Source organism: Pseudomonas sp. MIL19 (genome assembly GCF_028680365.1).
Classification (GTDB): domain Bacteria; phylum Pseudomonadota; class Gammaproteobacteria; order Pseudomonadales; family Pseudomonadaceae; genus Aquipseudomonas; species Aquipseudomonas spirodelae.
This window is the reverse complement of the sequence record NZ_JAPPVG010000003.1, coordinates 1-23,172: the sequence shown is the minus strand read 5'-3', so window position 1 is coordinate 23,172 and position 23,172 is coordinate 1. Positions and strand designations below refer to the sequence as shown.

The 23,172-nt window shown below is 59.5% G+C and carries 26 protein-coding genes; 12 read left to right on the top strand and 14 right to left on the bottom strand.

The features are described from left to right. Positions 1 to 31: 31 nt before the first annotated feature. Positions 32 to 934 (bottom strand): DMT family transporter, encoded by a 903-nt coding sequence (locus N1078_RS03215; RefSeq protein ID WP_274086760.1) that lies wholly within the window; start codon positions 932 to 934, stop codon positions 32 to 34. A 197-nt stretch (positions 935 to 1,131) separates the two neighbouring features. Here N1078_RS03215 and erdR point away from each other — a divergent pair, with 197 nt between their 5' ends. After that, positions 1,132 to 1,779, top strand: a complete 648-nt coding sequence (erdR, locus tag N1078_RS03210) for a response regulator transcription factor ErdR (RefSeq protein WP_274086759.1) — start codon at positions 1,132 to 1,134, stop codon at positions 1,777 to 1,779. A 57-nt stretch (positions 1,780 to 1,836) separates the two neighbouring features. Continuing rightward, entirely contained in the window at positions 1,837 to 2,208 is a 372-nt protein-coding gene (locus N1078_RS03205; RefSeq protein ID WP_274086991.1) for a diacylglycerol kinase, read from the top strand. Positions 2,209 to 2,216: 8 nt separating this feature from the next. Here N1078_RS03205 and N1078_RS03200 read toward each other — a convergent pair whose 3' ends face one another. Further along, positions 2,217 to 3,143: a LysR family transcriptional regulator gene (locus N1078_RS03200; protein WP_274086758.1), complete on the bottom strand. Its 927-nt coding sequence runs from the start codon at positions 3,141 to 3,143 to the stop codon at positions 2,217 to 2,219. Positions 3,144 to 3,265: 122 nt separating this feature from the next. Here N1078_RS03200 and fpr point away from each other — a divergent pair, with 122 nt between their 5' ends. Beyond that, a complete protein-coding gene (gene fpr / locus N1078_RS03195; RefSeq protein ID WP_274086757.1) occupies positions 3,266 to 4,045 on the top strand; it encodes a ferredoxin-NADP reductase in 780 nt (259 codons plus the stop codon). A 49-nt stretch (positions 4,046 to 4,094) separates the two neighbouring features. On the opposite strand, the gene N1078_RS03190 is transcribed toward fpr, so the two are convergent. The 11 genes from N1078_RS03190 to N1078_RS03140 all read right to left on the bottom strand — a co-directional run bounded on the left by N1078_RS03190 (position 4,095) and on the right by N1078_RS03140 (position 14,078). After that, positions 4,095 to 5,450: a GGDEF domain-containing protein gene (locus tag N1078_RS03190; protein WP_274086756.1), complete on the bottom strand. Its 1,356-nt coding sequence runs from the start codon at positions 5,448 to 5,450 to the stop codon at positions 4,095 to 4,097. 176 nt (positions 5,451 to 5,626) lie between these two features. Further along, positions 5,627 to 6,040: a VOC family protein gene (locus N1078_RS03185; protein WP_274086755.1), complete on the bottom strand. Its 414-nt coding sequence runs from the start codon at positions 6,038 to 6,040 to the stop codon at positions 5,627 to 5,629. A gap of 117 nt (positions 6,041 to 6,157) precedes the next feature. Then, positions 6,158 to 6,853, bottom strand: a complete 696-nt coding sequence (tsaA, locus tag N1078_RS03180) for a tRNA (N6-threonylcarbamoyladenosine(37)-N6)-methyltransferase TrmO (protein ID WP_274086754.1) — start codon at positions 6,851 to 6,853, stop codon at positions 6,158 to 6,160. A gap of 47 nt (positions 6,854 to 6,900) precedes the next feature. Further along, complete coding sequence (locus tag N1078_RS03175; RefSeq protein WP_274086753.1) at positions 6,901 to 7,671, bottom strand: SDR family oxidoreductase; 771 nt, start codon at positions 7,669 to 7,671, stop codon at positions 6,901 to 6,903. Positions 7,672 to 7,784: 113 nt separating this feature from the next. Beyond that, entirely contained in the window at positions 7,785 to 8,249 is a 465-nt protein-coding gene (locus tag N1078_RS03170) for a DUF1456 family protein (protein ID WP_274086752.1), read from the bottom strand. 48 nt (positions 8,250 to 8,297) lie between these two features. After that, positions 8,298 to 9,008 (bottom strand): rRNA pseudouridine synthase, encoded by a 711-nt coding sequence (locus tag N1078_RS03165; RefSeq protein ID WP_274086751.1) that lies wholly within the window; start codon positions 9,006 to 9,008, stop codon positions 8,298 to 8,300. 177 nt (positions 9,009 to 9,185) lie between these two features. Then, positions 9,186 to 9,887: an ABC transporter ATP-binding protein gene (locus tag N1078_RS03160; RefSeq protein WP_274086750.1), complete on the bottom strand. Its 702-nt coding sequence runs from the start codon at positions 9,885 to 9,887 to the stop codon at positions 9,186 to 9,188. Further along, positions 9,887 to 10,654 carry a high-affinity branched-chain amino acid ABC transporter ATP-binding protein LivG gene (gene livG / locus N1078_RS03155; RefSeq protein WP_274086749.1) on the bottom strand — a complete coding sequence of 256 codons (768 nt, stop codon included), beginning with the start codon at positions 10,652 to 10,654 and terminating at the stop codon, positions 9,887 to 9,889. The genes N1078_RS03160 and livG overlap by 1 nt, the downstream gene beginning before the upstream one ends. After that, positions 10,651 to 11,919 carry a high-affinity branched-chain amino acid ABC transporter permease LivM gene (locus N1078_RS03150; RefSeq protein WP_411912027.1) on the bottom strand — a complete coding sequence of 423 codons (1,269 nt, stop codon included), beginning with the start codon at positions 11,917 to 11,919 and terminating at the stop codon, positions 10,651 to 10,653. Before N1078_RS03150 ends, livG begins: the two co-directional genes overlap by 4 nt. Beyond that, a complete protein-coding gene (gene livH, locus N1078_RS03145) occupies positions 11,916 to 12,839 on the bottom strand; it encodes a high-affinity branched-chain amino acid ABC transporter permease LivH (protein ID WP_274086748.1) in 924 nt (307 codons plus the stop codon). The genes N1078_RS03150 and livH overlap by 4 nt, the downstream gene beginning before the upstream one ends. 117 nt (positions 12,840 to 12,956) lie before the next feature. Next, positions 12,957 to 14,078 carry a branched-chain amino acid ABC transporter substrate-binding protein gene (locus N1078_RS03140; RefSeq protein ID WP_274086747.1) on the bottom strand — a complete coding sequence of 374 codons (1,122 nt, stop codon included), beginning with the start codon at positions 14,076 to 14,078 and terminating at the stop codon, positions 12,957 to 12,959. Between the two features lie 312 nt (positions 14,079 to 14,390). On the opposite strand from N1078_RS03140, the gene N1078_RS03135 reads away from it, so the two are divergent. The 5 genes from N1078_RS03135 to N1078_RS03115 all read left to right on the top strand — a co-directional run bounded on the left by N1078_RS03135 (position 14,391) and on the right by N1078_RS03115 (position 18,581). After that, positions 14,391 to 14,708, top strand: a complete 318-nt coding sequence (locus N1078_RS03135) for a DUF2288 family protein (RefSeq protein WP_274086746.1) — start codon at positions 14,391 to 14,393, stop codon at positions 14,706 to 14,708. A gap of 74 nt (positions 14,709 to 14,782) precedes the next feature. Next, positions 14,783 to 15,151, top strand: coding sequence for a DUF5064 family protein (locus N1078_RS03130; protein ID WP_274086745.1), 369 nt, complete (start codon positions 14,783 to 14,785; stop codon positions 15,149 to 15,151). Between the two features lie 165 nt (positions 15,152 to 15,316). After that, positions 15,317 to 16,222, top strand: a complete 906-nt coding sequence (locus N1078_RS03125; RefSeq protein ID WP_274086744.1) for an NAD(P)-dependent oxidoreductase — start codon at positions 15,317 to 15,319, stop codon at positions 16,220 to 16,222. Next, positions 16,219 to 17,022, top strand: a complete 804-nt coding sequence (locus N1078_RS03120) for a hydroxypyruvate isomerase family protein (RefSeq protein WP_274086743.1) — start codon at positions 16,219 to 16,221, stop codon at positions 17,020 to 17,022. Before N1078_RS03125 ends, N1078_RS03120 begins: the two co-directional genes overlap by 4 nt. Before the next feature lie 227 nt (positions 17,023 to 17,249). Next, on the top strand, positions 17,250 to 18,581 hold the full coding sequence (locus tag N1078_RS03115; protein ID WP_274086742.1) for a spinster family MFS transporter: 1,332 nt from the start codon (positions 17,250 to 17,252) through the stop codon (positions 18,579 to 18,581). 66 nt (positions 18,582 to 18,647) lie between these two features. On the opposite strand, the gene rapA is transcribed toward N1078_RS03115, so the two are convergent. Further along, positions 18,648 to 21,491, bottom strand: a complete 2,844-nt coding sequence (rapA, locus tag N1078_RS03110) for an RNA polymerase-associated protein RapA (RefSeq protein WP_274086741.1) — start codon at positions 21,489 to 21,491, stop codon at positions 18,648 to 18,650. Between the two features lie 172 nt (positions 21,492 to 21,663). On the opposite strand from rapA, the gene N1078_RS03105 reads away from it, so the two are divergent. The 4 genes from N1078_RS03105 to ccoM all read left to right on the top strand — a co-directional run bounded on the left by N1078_RS03105 (position 21,664) and on the right by ccoM (position 23,037). Next, positions 21,664 to 21,963: an aspartate-semialdehyde dehydrogenase gene (locus N1078_RS03105; protein WP_274086740.1), complete on the top strand. Its 300-nt coding sequence runs from the start codon at positions 21,664 to 21,666 to the stop codon at positions 21,961 to 21,963. A 41-nt stretch (positions 21,964 to 22,004) separates the two neighbouring features. Then, positions 22,005 to 22,607 (top strand): alpha-ketoglutarate-dependent dioxygenase AlkB family protein, encoded by a 603-nt coding sequence (locus tag N1078_RS03100; protein WP_274086739.1) that lies wholly within the window; start codon positions 22,005 to 22,007, stop codon positions 22,605 to 22,607. Further along, entirely contained in the window at positions 22,604 to 22,765 is a 162-nt protein-coding gene (locus N1078_RS03095) for a hypothetical protein (protein ID WP_274086738.1), read from the top strand. The genes N1078_RS03100 and N1078_RS03095 overlap by 4 nt, the downstream gene beginning before the upstream one ends. A gap of 155 nt (positions 22,766 to 22,920) precedes the next feature. Continuing rightward, positions 22,921 to 23,037 (top strand): cytochrome c oxidase subunit CcoM, encoded by a 117-nt coding sequence (gene ccoM, locus N1078_RS19525; protein ID WP_276605876.1) that lies wholly within the window; start codon positions 22,921 to 22,923, stop codon positions 23,035 to 23,037. The last annotated feature ends 135 nt before the right edge of the window (positions 23,038 to 23,172 follow it).

Genomic DNA, 23,172 nt, shown 5'->3' with positions numbered 1-23,172 from the left:
CCGGGTAACCACAGGCTCGGCAAGACAGGTTTTAAGCGGCCTGATGCGGGGCCAGTTTTCTCGGCCACAGCTGCGCCAGTAGCATGCCGGCGAACATCAATGCACAGCCGAAGTAGCCGCGCAGCTCCAGTGACTCGCCTAGCAACCAGGCCCCGGCGATGGCGGCGAATACCGCCTCCAGCGAGAGAATAATGGCGGCGTGGGAGGCGATGGCGTCTTTCTGCGCCACCACCTGCAGGGTAAAGCCGACGGCCACGCCAATCACTCCGCCATAGAGAAGTGCAGGCCCTGCCGCGATGATCGCGTGCAGCTGAATTTCTTCAAAGATCAGCGCCAGCACCAGGCTGATCACCGCGCAGGTGATGAACTGCACCAAGGCCAGTCGCAGTGGGTCATGACGGCCGGCAAAGAACCCCACCAGCAGCACATGCACGCCCCAAACGAAGGCGCCGGCCAGTTGCAGCCAATCGCCGGAGGCCACATGAAAGCCCTCGCCGACGCTCAGTAAGAACATCCCGACTACCGCGAGGCAAGCTCCCAGCCAGATACCCAGGCCGGTCTTGTGGCCGATAAACAGTCCGAGTAGCGGCACGACAATCACGTACAAGCCGGTGATAAAGCCTGAGTTAGTCACGCTGGTGAACAGCAGGCCAACCTGCTGCAAGTTGATCCCCAGCGCCAGGGCCAGGCCCATCAGCACGCCGCCGCGCAGCAGTTGACGGTTTAACGGTACGACCGCAGCAGTGTTTCTGGTGCGGCTCTCCAGCAGACGCAGCACGGGCAGTAGAATCACCGCGGCCAGCGCAAAGCGCAGGCCGGTATAAAGGAACGGTCCGATCGAATCCATGCCCAAGCGCTGGGCGACAAAGGATGAGCCCCAAATCATGGCGGTCACTAGCATCAACAGGTCAGCGCGCAGGGCGTGGCTTCGCATTTAAGGCTCTCGTCGGCAAAGCTGCGAACTGTGCCGCAAAGCATCGTGCTTGACCACCCCGTCAGCGCTCGGCATGCTGGTGCGCTTTTCTGCGATATCAGGTTTGCTTGCGCGGCAACCCTGCGCCCTGCACGTACTGTTCCGAGCCTTGGACATTACCCCTGGCGGGTATCCACATAACAAAAACAGGATTCACCATGGCCGCATTTGAAATCCTTATTGCCGATGATCACCCTTTGTTCCGCAGTGCCTTGCAGCAGGCCCTGACCCTGGGGCTGGGCCCGGATGTAAAGCTGGTTGAAGCGGCCAGCATTGCCGAACTTGAGGCCTGCCTGGCGGAGAAAACCGATTGGGATCTGGTCCTGCTTGATCTCAACATGCCGGGTGCCTACGGGTTTTCGGGTTTGGTGTTGCTGCGTGGGCAATATCCGCATATCCCGGTGGTGATGATTTCTTCCCAGGAAGAACCGACCATCGTTGCGCGCTCGCGGGAGTTCGGGGCCAGCGGCTTTATTCCCAAGTCCAGCCCGCTGGAAACCATTCAGCAAGCTGTGCGCCTGGTGCTCGACGGTGAGGTGTGGTGGCCGCAGCAGAGCCCGGAAGCGATTGCCTTGTCGGCCGAGGCGAAGGCCGCCAGTGCCGGCTTGGCCAGCCTCACGCCACAGCAGTTCCGCGTGCTGACCATGGTGTGCGACGGCTTGCTGAACAAGCAGATCGCTTATGAACTGAGCGTGTCTGAAGCCACGGTGAAAGCCCATGTCACGGCGATTTTCCGCAAGCTGGGTGTGCGCACTCGCACGCAGGCGGCGTTGCTGTTGCAGCAGTTGGAATCGATACCCTCCTAACTGAAGTGCTTTTATCCACGGCTTGGCGTAGCCTGCCGGGCTTCTCTGCACATGGTCGTGATGATGTCGCCATTCAAAGGCCAGACGGGCCTTAAACGTATTCTTAATGCCACCGGTTATTCGTTGGCTGGCCTGCGTGCTGCATTCACTGGTGAAGCCGCATTCCGCCAGTTGTTGTTGATCAATCTGGTGCTGGTGCCTGTGGCGTTCTTTCTGGATGTCAGCCGCGTCGAGCGCGCGTTAATGGTTGCTGTATGCCTGCTGGCACTGATTGTCGAGTTGCTCAACTCGGCGGTAGAAGCGGCGATTGATCGCATCTCGCTGGAACTGCACCCGCTGTCGAAGAACGCCAAGGACATGGGCAGCGCCGCCCAGTTTATTGCCCTCAGCCTGATTGCCCTGGTGTGGGCGATTATTCTGCTCGGTTAATTCTCAGCTCAGGCGATGGTTGGCAGAACAATCTGATCGCTGCGCGTGACACCTGCAGTCAGGGCACGGCACAGCTCGATAAATTCACGCATGGCGGCAGTCTGGTACTTCTGTTTATGCCAGATAAAGTAGAACTGCCGGCGCAGGTCCAGCTCAGGTGTTTCCACCGCCACCAGGCTGCCACGGCGAAATGCATCACGCAGCGCCAGGCGGGAAATACAGCCAATCCCCAGGCCCGACTCCACCGCCCGTTTGATCGCTTCAGTGTGCTCCAGCTCCAGGCGGATATTCAGGCCGCTGCGGTGATGACGCATGGCCTGGTCAAATGTCAGGCGGGTGCCAGAGCCTTGCTCACGCAGTATCCATGCCTCGTGCGTCAGCTCTTCCAAACTCGCCTCGCGGCGTTGCGCCAACGCATGCTGCGGCGCACAGAACACCACCAGCTCGTCTTCAACCCAGGGCTGCACCTCAATGTCCGGATGCTGGCAATCCCCTTCGATCATGCCCATATCCAGCTCGTAGTGGGCAATCTGCTGCACCACATAAGCCGTGTTGTGCACCTGCAGCGTGACCCGGCACTCGGGGTGGCGCTGCATGAAATTACCGATCAGCAGCGTGGCTAAATAGTTGCCGACGGTCAGGGTGGCGCCGACATTCAGTGAGCCAAAGCCGCTCTTGCCGCCCAGCAGGCGTTCGATCTCCTTGGCCTGGTCGAGCAAGGCGACGGCCTGGGGCAGCAACTGCAGGCCGAGGGCATTGAGGCGCAGACGTTTGCCGGCGCGGTCGAACAGTTGGCAGTCGGATTGACGCTCCAGTTCGCTCAGTGAGGTGCTGGTCGCCGATTGCGACAAGGCCAATGAATCCGCCGCGCGCGAGACGCTTTCCTGTTGAGCTACGGCGACGAAAATTTGCAGTTGCCTGATTGTAAATCGCATATCTATATAACCGATAACCTATATCTTGATAATCAAGTTAACAGATATTGAGCCGCTCATTACAATGCCTCGCAATTGCGCCAAAACGCGCTGGCTACATTACCTTCTGCGGAGCCCCGAGCATGAGCAACCTTAACGCTGAGCGTATTCTGAGTGTTCATCACTGGAACGATACGTTGTTCAGCTTCAAGTGCACCCGCGATCCGGGTCTGCGTTTCGAGAATGGTCAGTTTGTGATGATCGGCCTGCAGCAGGATAACGGGCGTCCGCTGATGCGCGCCTATTCAATCGCCAGCCCTAACTGGGAAGAGCACCTGGAGTTTTTCAGCATTAAGGTGCCTGATGGTCCGCTGACCTCGCAGCTGCAACACCTTAAAGAAGGCGACGAGATCATCATCAGCAAGAAGCCCACCGGCACCTTGGTGCTGGATGATCTCAAGCCTGGAAAACACCTGTATTTGCTCAGTACGGGCACCGGCTTGGCACCTTTTATGAGTGTGATTCAGGACCCGGAGACGTACGAGCGCTTCGAAAAGGTGATTCTGGTTCACGGCGTACGCTATGTGAACGAAGTGGCCTATCGCGAGTTCATCACTGAGCATCTGCCGCGTAATGAATTCTTCGGTGATGCATTGAAGGGCAAGTTGATTTACTACCCGACGGTGACCCGTGAGCCGTTCGAGAATCAAGGCCGTCTGACCGACCTGATGCGCAGCGGCAAGCTGTTCCATGACATCGGCTTGCCACCGATCAACCCGCAGGATGACCGTGCGATGATCTGCGGCAGCCCAAGCATGCTCGATGAGACCAGTGAAGTGCTCAACGAGTTCGGCCTGCAGGTTTCGGTCCGTATGCGCGAGCCGGGTGACTACCTGATTGAGCGTGCCTTCGTCGAGAAGTAAGCGCTACGTCAGTAAAAAGCCCGCCAATTGGCGGGCTTTTTCATATGCCTTACTCAGGCTCCAGAGCGCTATGCGCACGGTTTCCGCCTTTCTGCTTGGCCCGGTACATGGCGTTGTCGGCATGTTGCAGCAGCTGTTGTTCATCTTGAGCATGCTGCGGATACAGGGCGATACCGATGCTCGGGCAGATGGTCTGGCTCTGTCCATCGAGATCGAAGGGCTGGTTAAGGCAATGGCGGATTTTTTCGGCCACTGCGCTGGCGTGATCGGCCGAGTGGAAATCCTCCAACAGTACGACGAATTCATCACCGGCAAAGCGGGCCACCGTATCGGCCTCGCGCAGACATAGCTGGATTCGTTGGGCGACGCCTTGTAGCAGTAAATCACCGGCGGCATGACCAAGGCTGTCGTTGACCTGCTTGAACTTGTCCAAGTCGAGAAACAGCAGCGCCACTTGCGACTGCTCACGGCGCGCACGGGCCATGGCCGTTTGCATTCGGTCGCGTAACAGTTCGCGATTTGGTAATTGAGTGAGTGGGTCGTATTGCGCCATAAACTGTAAGCGGCTGAGCATCTGTTGACGCTCGATAGCCGTGGCCACTTGAGTTGAGACAAATTGCAGCAACTCTTGATCGCGCTCGCTGCACTGTGTGCTTTGGGCATGGTTCTGCACGATCAGTGCACCGATAACCCCCTTGTGTGATTTCAGTGGAACGCCGAGCCAGCAGTACTCAGAAGTGACCTGGCAGCACTGAATAGTTGGGGTTTCATGATGGCCTGACAGCAGCAGTGTCTTGCCATTGCGCATTACTTCGGCGCTTAGCGTCTCGACACTGGGGCCTGCATCTGCAACCTGTTTGGGTTGTTTTATCGTTGGATAGGGAAAGCTCAGCTTTTCATTCTGCTCATCGTAAAGCGCCACCGAGAAACTGGCAGCTGGCAGCAATGTACTAATCAGCTGATGCACTTGTTCAAACAAATCGAACAAATCCTTGGCTGAATGGGCGACCTCAGATATGCCATACAAGGCGGTTTGTAGCGCTTCGTTGCGCTTGCGCTCGGTAATGTCGTGAGCCACCGCGATACGCATTTGCTCGTCCCCTGACCAGCGTGCGGACCAGAGAATGTGCACAGTGCTGCCATCCTTGCGGAAGTAGCGGTTTTCAAAGTGGAGTTTGCTGGTGCCCGCCATGACTTCCTGCGCAGCTAGCAGGGTTTTGTCACGGTCTTCGGGGTGCACCATCTCGATCATGACCTTACCAACCATCTCGTCAGGGCTGTAACCAAAGATGCGCTGGCAGGCCGCGCTGACGAAGACGAAACGTCCAGACGTATCTACGACGCAGATGGCATCGAGAAGCAGGTCAACTAAATTCCCGCTTGGGACGTATGTACTGGCTTTCATACACTCACAATACGATTACTGATGATGGCGATGCACAAAATAATACTGGCCACTTGGCAGCATAGCCTTTGGTACCACCTTACCTGTAAGCCAGTAAACAGTGAATGCTTGTTTAGCCTGTTGTGGTGCGGCTCTCTGTTTAATTAAGCTGATTTCCGCGCAGCGGCGACTTGCCTCTACACCGCGGGGTTAAAGCTCTGCCCGGAAACCGCTGGATGATAAATGGGCTGTACTTTATTGCCCGCGGGGTCGAGCAGGTGAAAGCTGTGCGCACCGTCGCCGTGAGCGAAAGGCCGGTCGAGCAGGGTCACGCCTTGTTCCTTGAGGTAGTGATACCAGGCGTGCAGTTCATCGATGCTGTCGACGATAAAACCGTAGTGATCCACCGCCTGTTCACCGCTGCTGGGCACAAAGGCGCGGCCCAGGGAAAGGTTATCGTTGCCGCAGGTCAGGTAAACCAGATCCTCATTGGCGCGGTGCAGCACCTGCATGCCGAGAATATCCACGTAGAAGCGTTCGCAAGCTTCCAGGTTGGGAACCAGCAGGGCTAAGTGGCGTAAACCATTGAGGCGGCCGGGACGTTCAAGCATCAGTAGACTCCTTATTTTGTATACATTTAATTTGTAAATATAAGACAAAATAAAGGTCGAGTGTGCGGCGGTTTTTGGATGGTCGCCCGAGCAGGCCAGCTTGGCTTGGAATAGTAGTCAGTCGGCCAGCAGCACATCCAGCACGCAGATGCTTCCCGGCTGCGGGTAATGCCAGTGCACATCGACATCCCAGAAGCGCACGCCGTAACGGCGCTCGGGGGAAGGCTGCTGATAGGCCGGGCGCGGGTCCTGGGCCAGGCATTGTTCGATCAGCTCGACTAAGGGCTCAGCCAGTCGTTGGCCGTGCGTGTGGGCCTGGGTGAGTGCACTGTCCTGCCAGCTGACGTCGATCAATGCTGGTGCACTGTCGGCAATGCGGTTGTAGGCACCTGTCACGCTATCGGCATAGGGCACGTAGGGTTTGATATCCAATACCGGGGTGCCGTCGAGCAAATCAATGCCGGAGAGCCAGAGCTTGCCCGGTTCGACCTTGTCTAGCTTGACCACTGACTGACCGATGCCGTTGGGGCGGTGGGTGGCGCGGGTGCTGAACACGCCGACCGACTGGTTGCCACCCAAGCGCGGTGGGCGCACTTTCAAGCGTGGTTTATCTTCCAGGGCTTGGTGAAACAGGAACAGTAGCCAGACATGGCTGACCTGCTCTAGGCCTTGGACTGCTTCGCCGTTATCGAAAGGGGCGATCAACTCCAATACGCCACGCGCCGCGGGTGCCAGTTGCGGCTGGCGCGGGATGGCGAATTTCTCCTTGAAGCAGGAACGAACAAAACCAATAGGTGAGACGGAGTAAGGCATGGCGGCGTGATCTGATGATAAACGCCGCCATAGTACGCGACAGCCTGCTAGAGGTGAAAACCGCCGTCGATGGGGATAATTGTCCCCGTCATATAGGCCCCGGCGGTGCTGGCCAGGCTAATTGCCAGGGCAGCCATTTCCTCTTCGCGACCCCAGCGCTTCATCGGGATCAGCGCCGTGTCTTCGGCCATGGCAGCCTCATCGGAAGCGATATGTTGGGTCATCTTGCTCGGGAAGCGCCCTGGCGCGATCACGTTGACGTTGATGTGCTGGCTGACCAGTTCGCGGGCCAGCATGCGCGACAATTGGTGCAGGGCTGCCTTGCTCGGGCCATAGGCATAGGCGTCTTCGCCATGAGAGCTGATGCCCGCCACCGAACCAATATTGATCACCCGTGCCGGGTTGGCTGCGCTGCCGGCCTTGCGCAGCAGCGGCAGTAATTGCTGGATGCAGCTGAACACCGAGGTCACGTTGAGCTGCATGACCTTCTCCCAGCCCTTGGCTGGGTAGCTTTCCAGCGGTGCGCCCCAGGTGGTACCGGCGTTGTTGACCAGGATATCGAGTTGACCAGTACGGCTGCTTAGCTCGGCGGCCAATACCTGTACGCCTTCTTCGCTGGCCAGATTGGCGGCTAGGCCGTGGCAAATGCCAAACGCAGAGAGTTCGGCAGCCGTTTGCGCGCAAGCCTCGCCGTCGCGAGCGCAGACATAAACCGTTGCGCCGGCTTCAACAAAGGCTTTGGCGATCATCTTGCCGATGCCGCGTGTGCCGCCGGTGACCAGGGCAGTGCGACCTTGCAGATCGAAATAGGGGTGCATGGCAATTCCTCAGGGGGATGAATGCCACCAGCCTAATCGTGCGCCTGCCGTGCGGCAGGCACTATTGTTCTTGGAAATACGCTGCCATGCAGGGCGCATGGCACAAGACTGAGTTATTCGCCGCGTACGCGCAGGGTAAGGCCCTTGAGGAAGTTACGCAGGAATTGATCACCGCAGGCGCGGTAGTTGCTATGGCCGACTTTGCGGAACAGTGCGCTCATTTCCGGCTTGGAAACCGGGCAGTCGACGCTGTTCATGACCGCATGCATGTCGTCTTCTTTCAACTCGAACGCCACGCGCAATTTTTTCAGCACGATGTTGTTGGTGATTGGCAGCTCGAAAGGTTGGCCCGGACGGCTGTCATCTTTGCCACGTTTGAAGTACACCAGGCCATCGAGAAAGTGCGCCATCAACTCATCGTCGCAAACGGTAAAACCCTCTTCATCATCCTTTTTCAGCAGCGGGCTGAGCTCGGCTACGCTGATTTTTTTGCCGCTCAGCTGGAAGATTTCGGCCATCTGCGCATCGCTGATGTTGAGGGTGTAGCGCAGGCTGCGCAGTATGTCGTTATTAAGCATGGGGTGATCCTGAAAAGGGCTGATGCACAAGACGCATCAGCTAAAAAATTAGAAACGTTCTTTGCCGGCCAGGTAGCGCCACTGCCCAGGCGGCACCTTGCCCATCGACACGCCGCCGATGCGGATGCGCTTCATGCTCAGTACCTTGAGGTCGACACTGTTGCACATAAAGACAAGCTGGCCGGGCAGCGGATTCTTCAAGGCGAAGCGTAGGCGCGTTTCGTTCTGCCAGCTGACTTTGCACGGCGGCAAGGCCACGCCGTTAAAAATCAGGCCCTGAGCCAGGCGCTTGAGTTGGCTGGCGCTCAAGGTGCCGATGACCTCGACCACATATTCCTGCTCAAGCTTGTTCAGGTCTTCTTTGAGCTTGCGCTCGATGCGCCAGTCCTGAGTCAGCACGTGCAGGCCATCAGCACCGGCTTGCAGCGGCGCGCAGCTATTCAGGCGGGCGAAATGACTTTTCAGTGGGCGGATGCCGCTGGCGTCGTCTGCCCAATGGTTAGCTGCGCCGATGCTCTCGATGGCGCGATCGGGGTAGTGCCCGGCAGGTACGTTGAGCAGCAGGGTAACCGGCTCGCTGGGGGTGAGCACGGCATCGGCGAGTAATTCGACGCGTTGCTCGCCAACTTTGAATTGCGGCTCTTCGACGACCACGCCGTCCACCGTGACCCAGCCGCCCTCGATATACAGCTCGGCCTCGCGGCGCGAACAGCCGATCACTTCAATCAGGCGTTTGGACAGGCGAACAGGCTCGGTCATAAAAAGCAGTCATCAAAAAACAAAGGGTCGCTATTGTAACTGTCCGTAGCGGCTATGCACGGAAGATCAGGCGGATGGCGACGATAAATCTGCTGCCTAGTGGAAATGCTCCGGGTCTGACTTTTTACGCGGCAATAAAAAACCGCCCGAGGGGGCGGTTTTTTATTGCGCGGGTGGTTAGCCGCCTAGGTACGCATCGCGTACTTTAGGGTTGGTTAGCAATTCTTCACCGCTGCCCTGCATAACGATTCGGCCGTTTTCCAGCACGTAGCCACGGTCCGCGAGCTTGAGCGCCTGGTTGGCGTTTTGCTCGACCAGGAACACCGTCACGCCATCTTTGCGCAGCTGTTCGATGATGTCGAAAATCTGCTGGATGATGATCGGTGCCAAGCCCAGCGACGGCTCATCGAGCAGCAGCAGGGTTGGCTTGCTCATCAGCGCACGGCCGATGGCGAGCATTTGCTGTTCACCACCGGACATGGTGCCAGCGCGCTGGGCAAAGCGTTCCTTCAGGCGCGGGAAGAGCAGCAAGACCTTGTCCATCTGCTCCTGGTTATCGGCTTTGCTGCCGAAGAACCCGCCCATTTCCAGGTTTTCCTCCACGGTCAGGCGGGCGAACACGCGGCGACCTTCTGGGACCACGGCAATGCTCTTGCGCATGATCTCGGGGGTGTCCATGCCGATCAGTTCTTCGCCTTGGTAGCGAATACTGCCGCTGCTGGCCTGTGGGTTGCCGCACAGGGTCATCAGCAGGGTCGACTTGCCCGCCCCGTTGGCGCCGATCAGGGTGACGATCTCACCTTGACGGACTTCAACGTTGACGTCGTGCAGTGCCTGGATCTTGCCGTAGAAGGTGGAAACGTTCTCGAAATACAGCATCACGCTTCCCCCAGGTAGGCTTTGATCACGTCCGGGTTCTCGCGGATTTGCTCCGGCGTACCGTCCGCCAGGGGCGTGCCCTGGTTGATCACATAGATGTGGTCGGAAATGCTCATGACCAGTTTCATGTCGTGCTCAATCAGCAGCACGGTCACGTTGTGCTTATCGCGCAGCATGCCAATCAGCGCTTTGAGGTCGTCGGTTTCGCGCGGGTTGAGGCCTGCAGCGGGTTCGTCGAGCATCAGGATGCGCGGGCGGGTCATCATGCAGCGGGCGATTTCCAGGCGGCGTTGCTGACCGTAGGCCAGGGTGCCTGCCGGGCGGTTGGCGAACTCGGTCAGGTTGACCTGATCCAGCCAATGCGCGGCGTAATCCATAGCCTCGCGCTCGCTTTTGCGAAACGCCGGGGTCTTGAACAGTCCGGAGAGGAAGTTGGTGTTGAGGTGGCGATGTTGCGCCACCAGCAGGTTTTCCACTGCGGTCATGTCTTTGAACAGGCGCACGTTTTGGAAGGTGCGGACTACACCTTTGCGGGCGATCTTGTGGCCCGGTAGGCCCTCGATGCGCTCGCCATCCAGGCTGATGCTGCCCGCGGTGGGCTGGTAGAAGCCGGTCAGGCAGTTGAACACGGTGGTCTTGCCGGCACCATTGGGGCCGATCATCGACACCACTTGCTTCTCTTTCACGGACAAACCGACGCCGTTGACGGCCAGCAGGCCGCCGAAGCGCATGGACAGGCCGCTTACTTCTAGAATCGGGCGGCTCATCGTTTCAGCTCCAGGTGTGGACGTTGCATGGGCAGCAAGCCCTGCGGACGCCAGATCATCATGAATACCATCAGCGCACCGAACATCAGCATGCGGTACTCGCTGAACTCACGCATCAGTTCGGGCAGCAGAATCATCACCACGGCAGCGAGGATGATGCCGAGTTGCGATCCCATGCCGCCCAGCACGACGATGGCCAGAATGATCGCCGACTCGATAAAGGTGAACGATTCCGGAGTCACCAGCCCTTGGCGCGCGGCGAAGAAACTGCCGGCGAAACCAGCGAAGGTCGCGCCCAGGGTGAACGCCGAGAGCTTGATGATGGTCGGGTTCATGCCCAGCGCGCGGCAGGCGATTTCGTCCTCACGCAGGGCTTCCCAGGCCCGGCCAATCGGCATACGCAGCAGGCGATTGATCACGAACAGGGTCAGCAACACCAGCAGCAGAGCGATCAGGTAGAGGAAGATCACCTTGTTGATCGAGTTGTAGGCGACGCCGAAATACTCGTGGAAGGTTTGCATCCCTTCGGCCGCGCGGCGCTCGAACGACAGGCCGAACAGCGTCGGTTTGTCGATGTTGCTGATGCCGTTGGGGCCGCCGGTCAGCTCGGTCATGTTACGCAGCAGGATGCGGATGATCTCGCCGAAACCGAGGGTGACGATGGCCAAATAGTCACCGCGCAGACGCAGCACCGGGAAGCCGAGGATAAAGCCGAAGAATGCCGCCATCAGGCCGGCAATCGGCAGGCACACCCAGAAGCCCAAGCCGTAGTAGTGCGACAGCAGTGCATAGCTGTAGGCACCGACCGCGTAGAACCCGACGTAACCCAGGTCGAGCAAGCCGGCCAAACCCACCACGATGTTCAAGCCGAGGCCGAGCATTACGTAGATCAGGATCAGGGTGGCGATATCCACCGCGCCGCGCGAACCAAAGAACGGCCAGGCCAGGGCGACCATGATCAGGCCAAGGATGATCCAGCGCTGGGTCGAGGGCAGGGTGAGGAAGTTGCTCGCCTTGCTCGGCACGCTCGGCAGGCTCGGTACCTGGTTCCAGGCCGCACTCAGTTGGCTACGGAACAATTGCCAAAAGAACATGGCGATGGCGCAGCCGGCGATGGTCCAGATAATCGCCGGGCTGGCGCCTTGCACTTCGAGCTTGATGCCGACAGTCGTCAGCTTCAGGCCGAGTACCGGATAGGCCACGGCCAGCACCAGCAGGGCGCTGAAAATCGCGGTCTTGAGGTTTTTGGTGATGGCAGTACTCATACTTTTTCAACCTCCGGACGACCGAGGATGCCCGTAGGACGGAACAGCAACACCAGCACCAATAGGCTGAAGGCCACCACATCCTTGTATTGGTCGCCGAAAATGTCGGCACCAAACGCCTCGGCCAGACCGAGTAACAGGCCGCCGAGAACCGCGCCCGGAATGCTGCCGATGCCGCCCAGTACCGCGGCGGTGAAGGCCTTGATCCCGGCGAGGAAGCCCAAGTGGGGGTTGATCACGCCGTATTGCATGCCCAGCAGCACCGCGGCGACACCGGCCAGGGCTGCGCCGATGACGAAGGTCAGGGCAATGATGTTGTTGGTGTTGATGCCCAGCAGGTTGGCCATCTTCAGGTCTTCTGCACAGGCGCGGCAGGCGCGGCCCAGGCGGGAGCGTGAGATGAACAGGGTCAGGCCGAGCATCACGAAGAAGGTGACGACGAAAACCAGCACCTGCATGTAGGAAATCACCACGCCATTCATCGCGCTTTCACCAAACACGAAGTTGCCGGGCAGCAGGTTAGGGATGGCTTTGTCTTTTGAATCCTGGGCCAGCAGCACTTCGTTTTGCAGGAAAATCGACATGCCGATGGCGGAAATCAGCGGGATGAGACGGTTACCGCCGCGCAGTGGCCGGTAGGCGACCCGTTCGATGCTATAGCCGTAAGCACTGGCAATAATAATGCTGCCGGCAAAGGCGGCGATCATCAGCAGTGGCAGGCTGTCGAGCCCCAGCATGGTCAGGCCGGCAATCGCGATAAACGCGACATACGAGCCAATCATGTACACCTCGCCGTGGGCGAAGTTGATCATGCCGATGATGCCGTAAACCATGGTGTAGCCGATGGCTATCAGGGCGTAGGTGCTGCCAACGGTCAGGCCGTTAACCAGCTGTTGCAGGTAGTGATACAGATCAGGCATTGCCTAACTCCTGGGTGGCACGCAAGGCAGCGCTTAAGGCGCAGCATGCAACCGGAATTCTTCTAATAAGCAAAGCCCACGGCATGTGCAGTGGGCTTTGGGTTCAGGCGGGGAGGCTTACTTGGCTTCGGACTTGGTGCCGTCCTGGTGCCACTCGTACACCACGAAGCTGAAGTCCTTCAGGTCACCCTTCTCATCGAAGCTCAGGCTGCCAGTCGGGGTATCAAAGCTGTTGGCGCGCAGGGCTGCGGCCACTTTCGCGGTGTCGGTACCACCTGCTTTAGTGATGCCTTCAGCGATTACCTGAACAGCGGCATAGGCAGGGAATACGAACGGGCCGCTTGGGTCTTCGTTCTTGGCTTTGAACGCATCAACCAGCGCCTGGTTGCGTGGGTCCTGGTCGAACGACTTCGGCAGGGTGACTAGCATGCCTTCGGAAGCCGGGCCTGCGATGGCCGAGATTTCCTTGTTGCCCACGCCTTCAGGACCCATGAACTTGACGCTCAGGCCTTTCTCGGACGCTTGGCGCAGCAGCAGACCCAGCTCTGGGTGGTAGCCGCCGTAGTAAACGAAGTCGACACCGGCTTGCTTAAGCTTGGAGATCATCGAGGAGAAGTCCTTATCGCCGGCGTTGATGCCTTCGAACAGAACAACCTTGGTGCCTTTGCTTTCCAGGGTCTGCTTGACCGCGGTGGCAATGCCTTCGCCGTACTGCTGCTTGTCATGGATCACGGCAACAGCTTTGGGCTTGACGTGGTCAGCGATGAAGTTACCCGCGGTTGGGCCCTGCAGGCTGTCCAGGCCGATGGTGCGGAAAATCAGTTCATAACCGCGCGAGGTGATGTCCGGGCTGGTGGAGGCCGCGGTAATCATCAGGATGCCTTCGTCTTCGTAAATATCGGACGCGGGCTGAGTAGAGCTGGAGCACAGGTGGCCAACCACGAATTTAACTTCGTCGTTGACGATCTTGTTGGCCACGGCAACCGCTTGTTTCGGGTCGCAAGCGTCGTCATAAACCACGCCTTCGAGCATGGCGCCGTTTACGCCGCCGGCTTTGTTGATCTGCTCGATGGCCATTTTGGCACCGATGAACTGCATCTCACCGTATTGCGCTACGGCGCCGGTGACGGGGCCTGCCAGGCCAATTTTGATGGTGTCTGCTGCTACCGAGTAGCTGGCAACGCCAGCCATGGCCATGGCGGCAAACAGTTTGGAAATCTGCTTAGTAGCCTTGTTCATAGTGCTCCACTCTTATTGGTTTTGATTGTTGTAGTTCTGGCGGCCAAAGCTGCAGAACCGGGTTGTTTCCCCGGCCATCCCCCCGGCAACTGTACCGGTGCAGTGTAGAGCGCGGCTTCGCGGCTTGGAAAGCAGCTTGCTGGGGGCAAAACCTTGGGGTGTCGCTTTAACACAACAAATGTATAGAAAAACGGCGTGTCTTTCTCGTCGCTGGCGACGTCGCGAATTTGCCAGCAGGCGGGTCGACGCTATCATGGCGGCCGATTTCTAATACAGCCATCACTAACAGGGCACCCCATGTCTGAGCTACCCATGACAGAACAACCTAGCACCCTCTATGCCAAGCTGCTTGGCGAAACGGCGCCGATTACCTGGCAGGAGCTGCAACCGACCTTCGCCCGCGGTGCGTTGTTGCTGGTAGACGCTGCGCTGGACCTGATCGACGTCGCGCAGGCGGTGGCGCAGAACGACCAGGCCAAGGTTTCCGCCTGGCTGGCGGCAGGGCAACTGAGCCGGGTTGATGACAGCCAGGCTGAAGACCTGCAAAAGCGCGATCCAGAGCTGTGGGCGGTGGTCGTCGCGCCCTGGGTGCTGGCGCAAGAACGACTCGCGCGCGCACCTCTGCACTGAGTTGGCGCGTGCGCCATGCACAAGCTGAGCAACTATGCTGGCAGCACCACGGACTGATAAGGGGAACCATCAGCATGTTTGAGCCCGGTCATTTGCATCGCGCCAACAGCATCGCTACGGCTGAGATGCCGCTCTTCAGCGTCGACCTCTATTACGAGGTGCGCCAGGACCCGAGTGAAGGCGCGATGCTACACATGCGCATGCAAGGGCAGGTGGACGGCAAAGCCTTTGAAGAAGTCTTCGAGTTGCACCGTGACACCGCCTACAACTTCGCCAGTGTGGCCAGCCGTCTGGGGCATAAACATGGTTTGCCCACCAACAGCAGTCTGATTATGCGTAGCCATAGCGAGTTCGATCAGATGTTCGAGGACATTCGTGCCAAGCTCGGCGCCCACAGCGGCGAGCCGGTTAATCTCGATCATCTGCAAAAGGATGGCTTGTAAGCCGCTTCACGGCGGCCAGTGCAGCAGGTCTGCGCCAACCGGTTTTCACTCAATTCTGTGTTGGCGTGCAAAACCGTACGCCATTGTGCGGACGTTGACGGGGCAAGGCGGATGCCGGTGCAACCTGGGCTAAGATAGCGGCCTTGATTGAATTGGAGTCTGCTTATGTCTACAGCCCTTCCTGCTTTGGCCTTTGCCGGTATTGGCCTGATGGGCCTGCCCATGACCCGGCGCCTGCTGGCCGCTGGTTTTGCGCTGACGGTCTGGAACCGTTCGAGTGAGAAGTGCACCCCACTGCAGGCGCTGGGCGCGCACGCGGTGGCGAGCCCGGCGCAGCTTTGCGCCCAGGCCGATATTGTAATGCTTTGCTTGGCCAACACTGAGGTGGTGCGCGAGGTGGTGTTCGGCCCGGGTGGCATTGCTGAAACGGCCAAGCCAGGGCAGCTGTTGGTGGACTTCTCCAGCCTGGAACCGGCAGCCACCCGTGCGATGGCCGCCGAGTTGCACGCTCGTTGTGGCATGCATTGGGTCGATGCGCCGGTGTCCGGCGGTACTCTAGGTGCGGCCAATGGCACCTTGGCGATCATGGCCGGTGGCCGGGTCGAGGATGTTGAGCGCGTGCGGCCGATTCTTGCGCATCTTGGGCAACGCCTGACGCGCATGGGCGATGTAGGCGCAGGCCAGGTCACCAAGGTGTGCAACCAGATGATTGTCGCCTGTAATGCGCTGGTGATCGCCGAAGTGGTGGCCCTGGCCGAGCAAGCAGGTGTCGATGCCAGCCTGATCGCCCCGGCGCTGGCCGGCGGTTTTGCCGACTCCAAACCGCTGCAGATTCTCGCGTCGCAAATGGCCGAGAGTCAGTTCGAGCCCGTCAAATGGCATGTGCGCACCCTGCTGAAGGACCTGGATACAGCGGTGAAGCTGTCGCAGCAAATCGGCTCGGCCACGCCGCTCAGTGGTTTAGCCGCGCAACTGATGCGTCAGCACGGCAGCCAGGGCAATCTGGAACGCGACCCCGCAACTCTGGTGCAGCTGTACCGGGCGCCAAAGCATCAAGAGTCTCAGTCATGAAAATCGCCGCTAACCTGTCGCTGCTGTTTACGGAATTACCGCTGATCGAGCGGGTAGTGGCTGCGGCGGCGGCCGGCTTTGATGGCGTGGAAATTCAGTTTCCTTACGAGCTGCCGGCCATTCTTTTGAAGGAGGCGCTGGAGGCCGCAGGTATGCCGTTGCGGCTGATCAACCTGCCGGTGGGTGATCTGATGAGCGGCGGTGCGGGCTTGGCGGCGGTGCCTGCACGTCAGGCCGAGTTTGAGGCGGCGTTGCAGGAGGCGCTGAGCTATGCCGCTATGGTCCGCCCGGCGCTGGTCAACGTGTTGCCCGGGCGCCTGGCCGCGGGGCTTGAGCCTGAGCAGGCGCTGGCCTGCCTGGTCAGCAACCTGCGCAAGACCGCCGAGGCCTTTCAGTTATTGGGCATTGCTGTGGTGGTCGAGGCAATCAACCCACTGGATATGCCAGGGTTTCTGATCAATACCCCGGAGCAGCTCGATGCGCTGCTCAAAGCCGTTGCGCACTCTAATCTGAGCGCGCAGTACGACCTTTATCACATGGCCCGTCAGGGCTTGGATATCGCCGCGGGGCTTGCTCTGCTGGCCGGGCGTATTGGCCATGTGCAGTTTGCCGATTATCCAGGGCGCGGCGCGCCGGGCACGGGTGAGCTGCAATTCGTGCCAGTGCTAGCAGCCTTGCGTGAGCAGGGGTATCGGGGTTGGCTAGCGGCTGAGTATCGGCCGGGTGAAGCGGGTACTGGTGCCGGCTTGGGCTGGCTTAGCGAGTGGCGCGAGCTGTTGCGTGATGAAAGGTTGTCGTAATTGCGCTCAATGGCTCTTCAGGTCGCCGTCGCGCTTCGCGTATCGGGCTAGCTGAAACATGCCATGCGTGAGCTGTTTGCCGGGGCGGTCATTACCCGGCATACACAGCGCAAATAGTCACAGACAGCCTAGGTGCAAGGCTCTAGATTGGCCTTGTAGGTGCTGGACACGGCAGCTGGCTAAACGCGGCTGACGTGCTTCGATAACAATAATTAGAGATGGATCCCATGCAGCAGCAGTCCCTTCAAGCGACGAATGCCTGGCGCATTTTGTGCCTGCTTTTTCTTGCCAACCTGTTCAACTTCTTCGACCGCACCATTCCGGCGATCATCATCGAGCCAATCCGCATGGAGTGGGACCTCAGCGACCTGCAGCTGGGGTTGATCGGCACTGCCTTTACCATCGTCTATGCGATTGCCGGTGTACCGCTGGGGCGCATGGCTGATACGGGTGCGCGGCGCAAGATCATGGGCTGGGGCTTAGCTGCCTGGAGTGGCCTGACCGCCCTCAATGGGCTGGCCTGGAATTTCTGGAGTTTTCTGCTGATCCGCATGGGGGTTGGGATTGGCGAGGCCAGCTATGCGCCGGCTGCGAACTCGCTGATCGGTGATTTGTTCCCGGCACACAAGCGCGCTCGCGCCATGGGCATCTTTATGCTCGGGTTGCCACTTGGTTTGCTGTTGGCGTTTTTCACCATCGGGGCGATGGTGGCGGCCTTCGACAGCTGGCGTGCGCCGTTCTTTATTGCGGCAGTACCGGGGCTGATCCTGGCGCTGTTTATGTTCTTCATTAAAGAGCCTACGCGCGGCGCGGCTGAACAGGTGAAGTCACTGACAACGCCGGTGGATAAGCCGGTACGCAAGGTGCTGGCGATTCGCACCTTCTGGTGGCTGGTGGTCGCCGGGCTGACGTTCAACTTCGCCACCTATGCGTGCAACTCATTTATGGTGCCGATGCTGCAGCGCTATTTCCTGCTGCCGTTGGAGCAAGCGGCGATGGCGACCGGCGTTATTGTCGGTTTGACGGGGTTGTTGGGGCTGACCTTGGGCGGCTGGCTAGCCGATAAGATTCACCAGCGCTGGCAAACCGGGCGTCTGCTGTTTGCTGCGCTAAGTATGTTGATTGCCGCTGTGGCGACGGGCTGCGCTCTGTTTGCTGGGCGGGTTGAGATCGCCGTATTTGTGGCGTTGTTCAGCATCGGCTGGTTGTTTTCCTACAACTTTTACACCTGCGTTTACACCGCGATTCAGGATGTGATCGAACCGCGCCTGCGTGCGACGGCCATGGCGCTGTTCTTTGCCGGCCTGTATCTGCTCGGCGGTGGCCTGGGGCCCGTGGCGGTTGGGGTGCTCTCGGATCATTATTCGCAAGCGGCGATGCTCGCAGCGGGGGCGAGTGAGATGAATGAGTCCTTTAAAGCTGTGGGGCTGCACAACGCCATGTTCCTGATTCCGGTGGCCTTGTTTATGACCATGCTGGCGCTGGTGCAGGCCTCGCGGTGCTTTGTCAGCGATGCTGCGCAGATGCAGCGAGGTATGGCTGAAGTTGTACCAGCCTGACGCTTGATCCAGACAGCAAAAGGCCCGCAATTGCGGGCCTTTTGCTGTCTGGGGTAACCCTTGGGCTTATCCGGCGACCAACACGCGGATGGCTTCCAGGCGCAGGGCGGCTTTGTCGAGCATGGCCAGGCCTTGCTCACGCAGCTGGCGCAGGGCGTCGAGTTCGCTGTCACGCACGCTAGGGTTGACCGCTTGCAGGGCGATCAGGCGGGCCAGTTCCTCGTCAGTCTCGGCGGCCAGGCGCCGTTTGGCTTCTTCCACGCGTTCGTTATGGCGTGGCGCGACCTTGCTTTCGCCCGCATTAATCAGCGGGTTGAGGCTGTCGCGTTGGGCTTGGACGAACTTGTTGGCGCTGGCGCGCGGCACGCTTTCCAACTGATCGTTGAGGGTTTCAAAGGCCACCTTGTGCGCCAGGTCGTTGCCATTGGCATCGAGCAGGCAGCGTAGGGCAATTGGCGGCAGATAACGGCCCAGTTGCAGTGCGCGCGGCGCCACCACCTCACTGACGTAGAGCATTTCCAGCAGCACGGTGCCGGGTTTCAGCGCCTTGTTTTTGATCAGCGCAACGCCGGTGTTGCCCATCGAGCCGGAGCGCACAAGGTCCATGCCACCCTGCACCATGGGGTGCTCCCAGGTGAGGAACTGCATGTCTTCACGCACCAGCGCCATGTCGCGGTCGTAGGTGATTGTCACGCCTTCGTCGTCGCCGAGCGGGAAGCTGGCGTCCAGCATTTTTTCGCTAGGGCGCAGGATCAGCGCGTTATCGGAGTGGTCTTCGCTGTCGATGCCAAAGGCGTCGAACAGCTGCTCCATATAGATCGGCAGGGCGAATTGGTCGTCTTGCTCAAGAATCGCCTCGACCAGCGCCTCGCCCTCACCGGCACCGCCGGAATTGAGTTCCAGCAGGCGGTCGCGGCCGGCATGCAGTTCGTCTTCCAGGCGCAGGCGCTCGGCTGTGGCTTCGTCAACCAGCGCTTGCCATTCACCGTCGTCGCCGCTTTCCAGCAGCGGCAGCAGGCGGCTACCAAACTGGTGCTGCAAGGCATTACCGGTCGGGCAGGTGGCGAGGAAGGCATTCAGCGCCTGGTGATACCACTGGAACAGGCGCTCTTGCGGGCTGTTTTCCAGATAAGGCACGTGCAGCTGAATACGGTGCTTCTGGCCGATCCGGTCGAGGCGGCCGATACGCTGTTCGAGCAGGTCAGGGTGTGCCGGCAGATCGAACAACACCAGGTGATGAGCAAACTGGAAGTTGCGACCCTCGGAGCCGATTTCAGAGCAGATCAGCACCTGGGCGCCGAACTCTTCGTCGGCGAAGTAGGCCGCGGCGCGGTCGCGCTCAAGGATGCTCATGCCTTCGTGGAACACCGTGGCAGGAATGCCTTTGCGCACGCGCAAGGCGTCTTCCAGGTCCATGGCGGTTTCGGCGTGGGCGCAGATCACCAGGACTTTGAATTTTTTGAGCATCTTCAGTGTGTCGATCAGCCACTCAACGCGCGGGTCAAACTTCCACCAGCGCTGATCTTCATCGACATCTGTCTGCGCCTGGTAGCTGACTTCTGGATAGAGGTCCGCATGCTCGCCAATCGGCAGCTCCATGTATTCGTCAGGGCTGGCCAGCGGGTAAGGGTGCAGTTCGCGGTCCGGGAAGCCCTGCACGGCGGCGCGGGTGTTGCGGAACAGCAGGCGGCCGGTGCCGTGGCGATCGAGCAGCTCACGTACTAGGCGCGCCGACGCGTCGCTGTCGCCGGCATTCACCGCGTTGAGCAGTTCTTCACCGCTGTCACCGAGGAAGTCGTGGATGGTTTTGTGCGCGGCGTCGGACAAGTGCCCTTTATCCAGCAGCTCCTGTACGGCTTCGGCAATTGGCTTGTAATGCTCGCTCTCAGCGCGGAAGGCTTCGAGGTCATGGAAGCGATTCGGGTCGAGCAGGCGCAGGCGCGCGAAGTGGCTGTCCTGGCCCAGTTGCTCGGGGGTAGCGGTGAGCAGCAGCACGCCGGGGATCATCTCGGCGAGTTGTTCGACCAGCGCGTACTCGGCGCTGGCGTGCTCTGGGTGCCAGACCAGGTGGTGGGCTTCGTCGACCACCAGCAGGTCCCAGCCGGCAGCAAACAGCGCGTCCTGGGCCTTTTCGTCTTCACACAGCCATTCCAGTGCAACCAGCGCCAGTTGGCAGTCTTCGAACGGGTTGCTGGCATCGCTCTCGATAAAGCGCTCTTCGTCGAACAGCGCGACATCCAGATTGAAGCGCCGGCGCATTTCGACCAGCCACTGGTGCTGCAGGTTTTCCGGCACCAAGATCAGTACACGATTGGCGCGTCCGGAGAGCAGCTGGCGATGGATTACCAGGCCGGCTTCGATGGTTTTACCCAGGCCCACTTCGTCGGCCAGCAATACGCGCGGGGCGATACGGTCGGCGACTTCGCGGGCGATGTGCAGCTGGTGCGCAATCGGTTGCGCCCGCACGCCGCCCAAGCCCCAGAGGCTGGACTGCAACTGGCGGCTGGTGTAATCCAGGGTGTGGTAGCGCAGGGCGAACCACGGCAGCGGGTCGATTTGCCCGGCAAACAGGCGGTCACTGGCCAAGCGGAACTGGATAAAGTTCGACAGCTGGGTTTCCGGCAGGGTGACGCTTTCGTGCTGCGCATTGAGGCCGTGATAGACCAGCAGGCCATCGATGTCGTCGACTTCCTGTACGGTCAGCTTCCAGCCTTCGAAGTGGGTGATTTCATCGCCCGGCGAGAAGCGTACGCGGGTCAACGGCGCACTGCGCATGGCGTACTGGCGGGTTTCGCCGGTGGCCGGGTAGAGCACGGTGAGCATGCGGCCGTCCTGCATCAGAACGGTTCCCAAACCCAGCTCCGCTTCGCTGTCACTAATCCAGCGTTGCCCCGGTTCATACTGCGCCATGCTTGTCTCCCGCGTAAAAAAGCCGACTATGTTAACGCAGCGTCGGGCCTGACCAAAGGCGCAATACTGCACGTCGGGCACTTTGTGTGGTTTGGTTGCTCAAAAGTGTAGCGAGGCCGCGCTCAAGTCGCGGCCTCGCTGGCCGACAGTCTGACCAAAGGAGGGCTGAAAAATGCTGCCACCGATCCCCCATAGCCTGGCCCCCGTGACCGTGCAGAACGATGTTGTCAAGCCGCGCCCGGAAATCCCGCCGGTCACGGCCGCCGCCGAAAGCGCCAAGGAAAGTGCTGTGAGCCTGGACAAACGGCATCCCCAGGAGGCCGAGATGCTGCTACGCGAAGAACAGCGCCGGCGCCAGCGTCGCCATGGCTATACGCCCGAGGAACTGGCCGAAGGTGAGGTGGACGCCGAGGATGAAGCTGCCATTGAGGAGCTGCCACGTCAGGGGCTATGGGTGGATGTGGAGGTCTGAGGTGTGCACACTGGGTTGTCACGTCCAGCGAGTGTGGTCCAGTGGATCTATTTGACGACAACCCCTTAACGCTAACCAATGCTGAGCTGGAGCTGCACGCGCAGTGGTTGGACCGCTCAACCGCCGACCATTGGCTGGCCGAGTTGAGTGCACAAACCCCCTGGCAGCAACCGCAGGTGCAGATTTACGGACGGCAACTGCCGGTGCCAAGGCTGGTGGCTTGGTATGGCGATGCCGAGGCCGCTTATCGCTACTCGGGCTTGAGCCATCAACCGTTGCCCTGGACACCCTTGCTGGAGCAGATTCGCGCCCAGGTAGTCGCCGCGGTAGGGCAGCCACTTAATGGTGTGCTGCTCAACTATTACCGCGATGGCCAGGACTCCATGGGATGGCACAGTGATGATGAAGCCGAGCTAGGCGTTAATCCGCTGATCGCCTCGCTTAACCTGGGCGGCACCCGGCGTTTTGATCTGCGCCGCAAGGGGCAGGGGCGTATTGAACACTCGTTGCCGTTGTCGCATGGATCACTGCTGGTCATGCGCGGGCCAACCCAGCATCATTGGCAGCACCAAGTGGCGAAAACGCGCAGTGCCTGTGCGCCACGCCTGAATCTGACCTTTCGTTTGATCAAGCCGATCCCATGAGCAAAGACGACAAGCTGATTGATTTCGCGGCCGAACGCGATAAGCGCATCCACGACCTGCGGGATAAAAAGCTCAATGAAATGCGCGACGCATTCGAGCAGGCCCTGCCATTGCCCAAGGGCAAGAAGAAGCCGGGCGGCAAACCGAAAAAGCGTTGATTTGACTCGGCGGCAGGCAGATTCGTTGATCTGGGTCAGCTAATCACGAGGCCATGCGGGCAGCGCCTGCCCATTGTTGATCTGGATCAATTGCAGCCAACGTCCCCCTGTTACCTTGAAGCCATTCCCACACAGGCTTCAAGCAGGAGGCAACCATGTTTATCGATGTCGTAGTTCTCGCGGGTATCGGCACCGTCGGTCTGATGGTCGCCTTCTTCGTCGGTGTTGGTTATTTCATCTGGCAGGATTCGCACAAGCGCAAGCAGGGCTGAATCCGTTAGAGCAAAGGGCACGCAAGGCAATTTGGGCGACTTCGGTCGCCCTTTTTTATGGTGCGCCAGGCATGGCGCGTTGCGCGTAAGCGCAACCAGCTGGCTGTGGTGGCCACGCTGGTGACTTGGAGGTGA

Coding starts and splice junctions, on each gene's coding strand:
- N1078_RS03200 (WP_274086758.1), bottom strand. CDS start 3,143: ATGCGATTTACAATCAGGCAACTGCAAATTTTCGTCGCCGTAGCTCAA.
- N1078_RS03150 (WP_411912027.1), bottom strand. CDS start 11,919: ATGAGTACTGCCATCACCAAAAACCTCAAGACCGCGATTTTCAGCGCC.
- rapA (WP_274086741.1), bottom strand. CDS start 21,491: ATGGCGCAGTATGAACCGGGGCAACGCTGGATTAGTGACAGCGAAGCG.
- N1078_RS03215 (WP_274086760.1), bottom strand. CDS start 934: ATGCGAAGCCACGCCCTGCGCGCTGACCTGTTGATGCTAGTGACCGCC.
- fpr (WP_274086757.1), top strand. CDS start 3,266: ATGAGCAACCTTAACGCTGAGCGTATTCTGAGTGTTCATCACTGGAAC.
- N1078_RS03170 (WP_274086752.1), bottom strand. CDS start 8,249: ATGCTTAATAACGACATACTGCGCAGCCTGCGCTACACCCTCAACATC.
- N1078_RS03160 (WP_274086750.1), bottom strand. CDS start 9,887: ATGCTGTATTTCGAGAACGTTTCCACCTTCTACGGCAAGATCCAGGCA.
- erdR (WP_274086759.1), top strand. CDS start 1,132: ATGGCCGCATTTGAAATCCTTATTGCCGATGATCACCCTTTGTTCCGC.
- N1078_RS03185 (WP_274086755.1), bottom strand. CDS start 6,040: ATGCTTGAACGTCCCGGCCGCCTCAATGGTTTACGCCACTTAGCCCTG.
- N1078_RS03140 (WP_274086747.1), bottom strand. CDS start 14,078: ATGAACAAGGCTACTAAGCAGATTTCCAAACTGTTTGCCGCCATGGCC.
- N1078_RS03125 (WP_274086744.1), top strand. CDS start 15,317: ATGTCTACAGCCCTTCCTGCTTTGGCCTTTGCCGGTATTGGCCTGATG.
- N1078_RS03135 (WP_274086746.1), top strand. CDS start 14,391: ATGACAGAACAACCTAGCACCCTCTATGCCAAGCTGCTTGGCGAAACG.
- N1078_RS03130 (WP_274086745.1), top strand. CDS start 14,783: ATGTTTGAGCCCGGTCATTTGCATCGCGCCAACAGCATCGCTACGGCT.
- N1078_RS03095 (WP_274086738.1), top strand. CDS start 22,604: ATGAGCAAAGACGACAAGCTGATTGATTTCGCGGCCGAACGCGATAAG.
- ccoM (WP_276605876.1), top strand. CDS start 22,921: ATGTTTATCGATGTCGTAGTTCTCGCGGGTATCGGCACCGTCGGTCTG.
- N1078_RS03105 (WP_274086740.1), top strand. CDS start 21,664: ATGCTGCCACCGATCCCCCATAGCCTGGCCCCCGTGACCGTGCAGAAC.
- N1078_RS03115 (WP_274086742.1), top strand. CDS start 17,250: ATGCAGCAGCAGTCCCTTCAAGCGACGAATGCCTGGCGCATTTTGTGC.
- livH (WP_274086748.1), bottom strand. CDS start 12,839: ATGCCTGATCTGTATCACTACCTGCAACAGCTGGTTAACGGCCTGACC.
- livG (WP_274086749.1), bottom strand. CDS start 10,654: ATGAGCCGCCCGATTCTAGAAGTAAGCGGCCTGTCCATGCGCTTCGGC.
- N1078_RS03165 (WP_274086751.1), bottom strand. CDS start 9,008: ATGACCGAGCCTGTTCGCCTGTCCAAACGCCTGATTGAAGTGATCGGC.
- N1078_RS03190 (WP_274086756.1), bottom strand. CDS start 5,450: ATGAAAGCCAGTACATACGTCCCAAGCGGGAATTTAGTTGACCTGCTT.
- tsaA (WP_274086754.1), bottom strand. CDS start 6,853: ATGCCTTACTCCGTCTCACCTATTGGTTTTGTTCGTTCCTGCTTCAAG.
- N1078_RS03175 (WP_274086753.1), bottom strand. CDS start 7,671: ATGCACCCCTATTTCGATCTGCAAGGTCGCACTGCCCTGGTCACCGGC.
- N1078_RS03120 (WP_274086743.1), top strand. CDS start 16,219: ATGAAAATCGCCGCTAACCTGTCGCTGCTGTTTACGGAATTACCGCTG.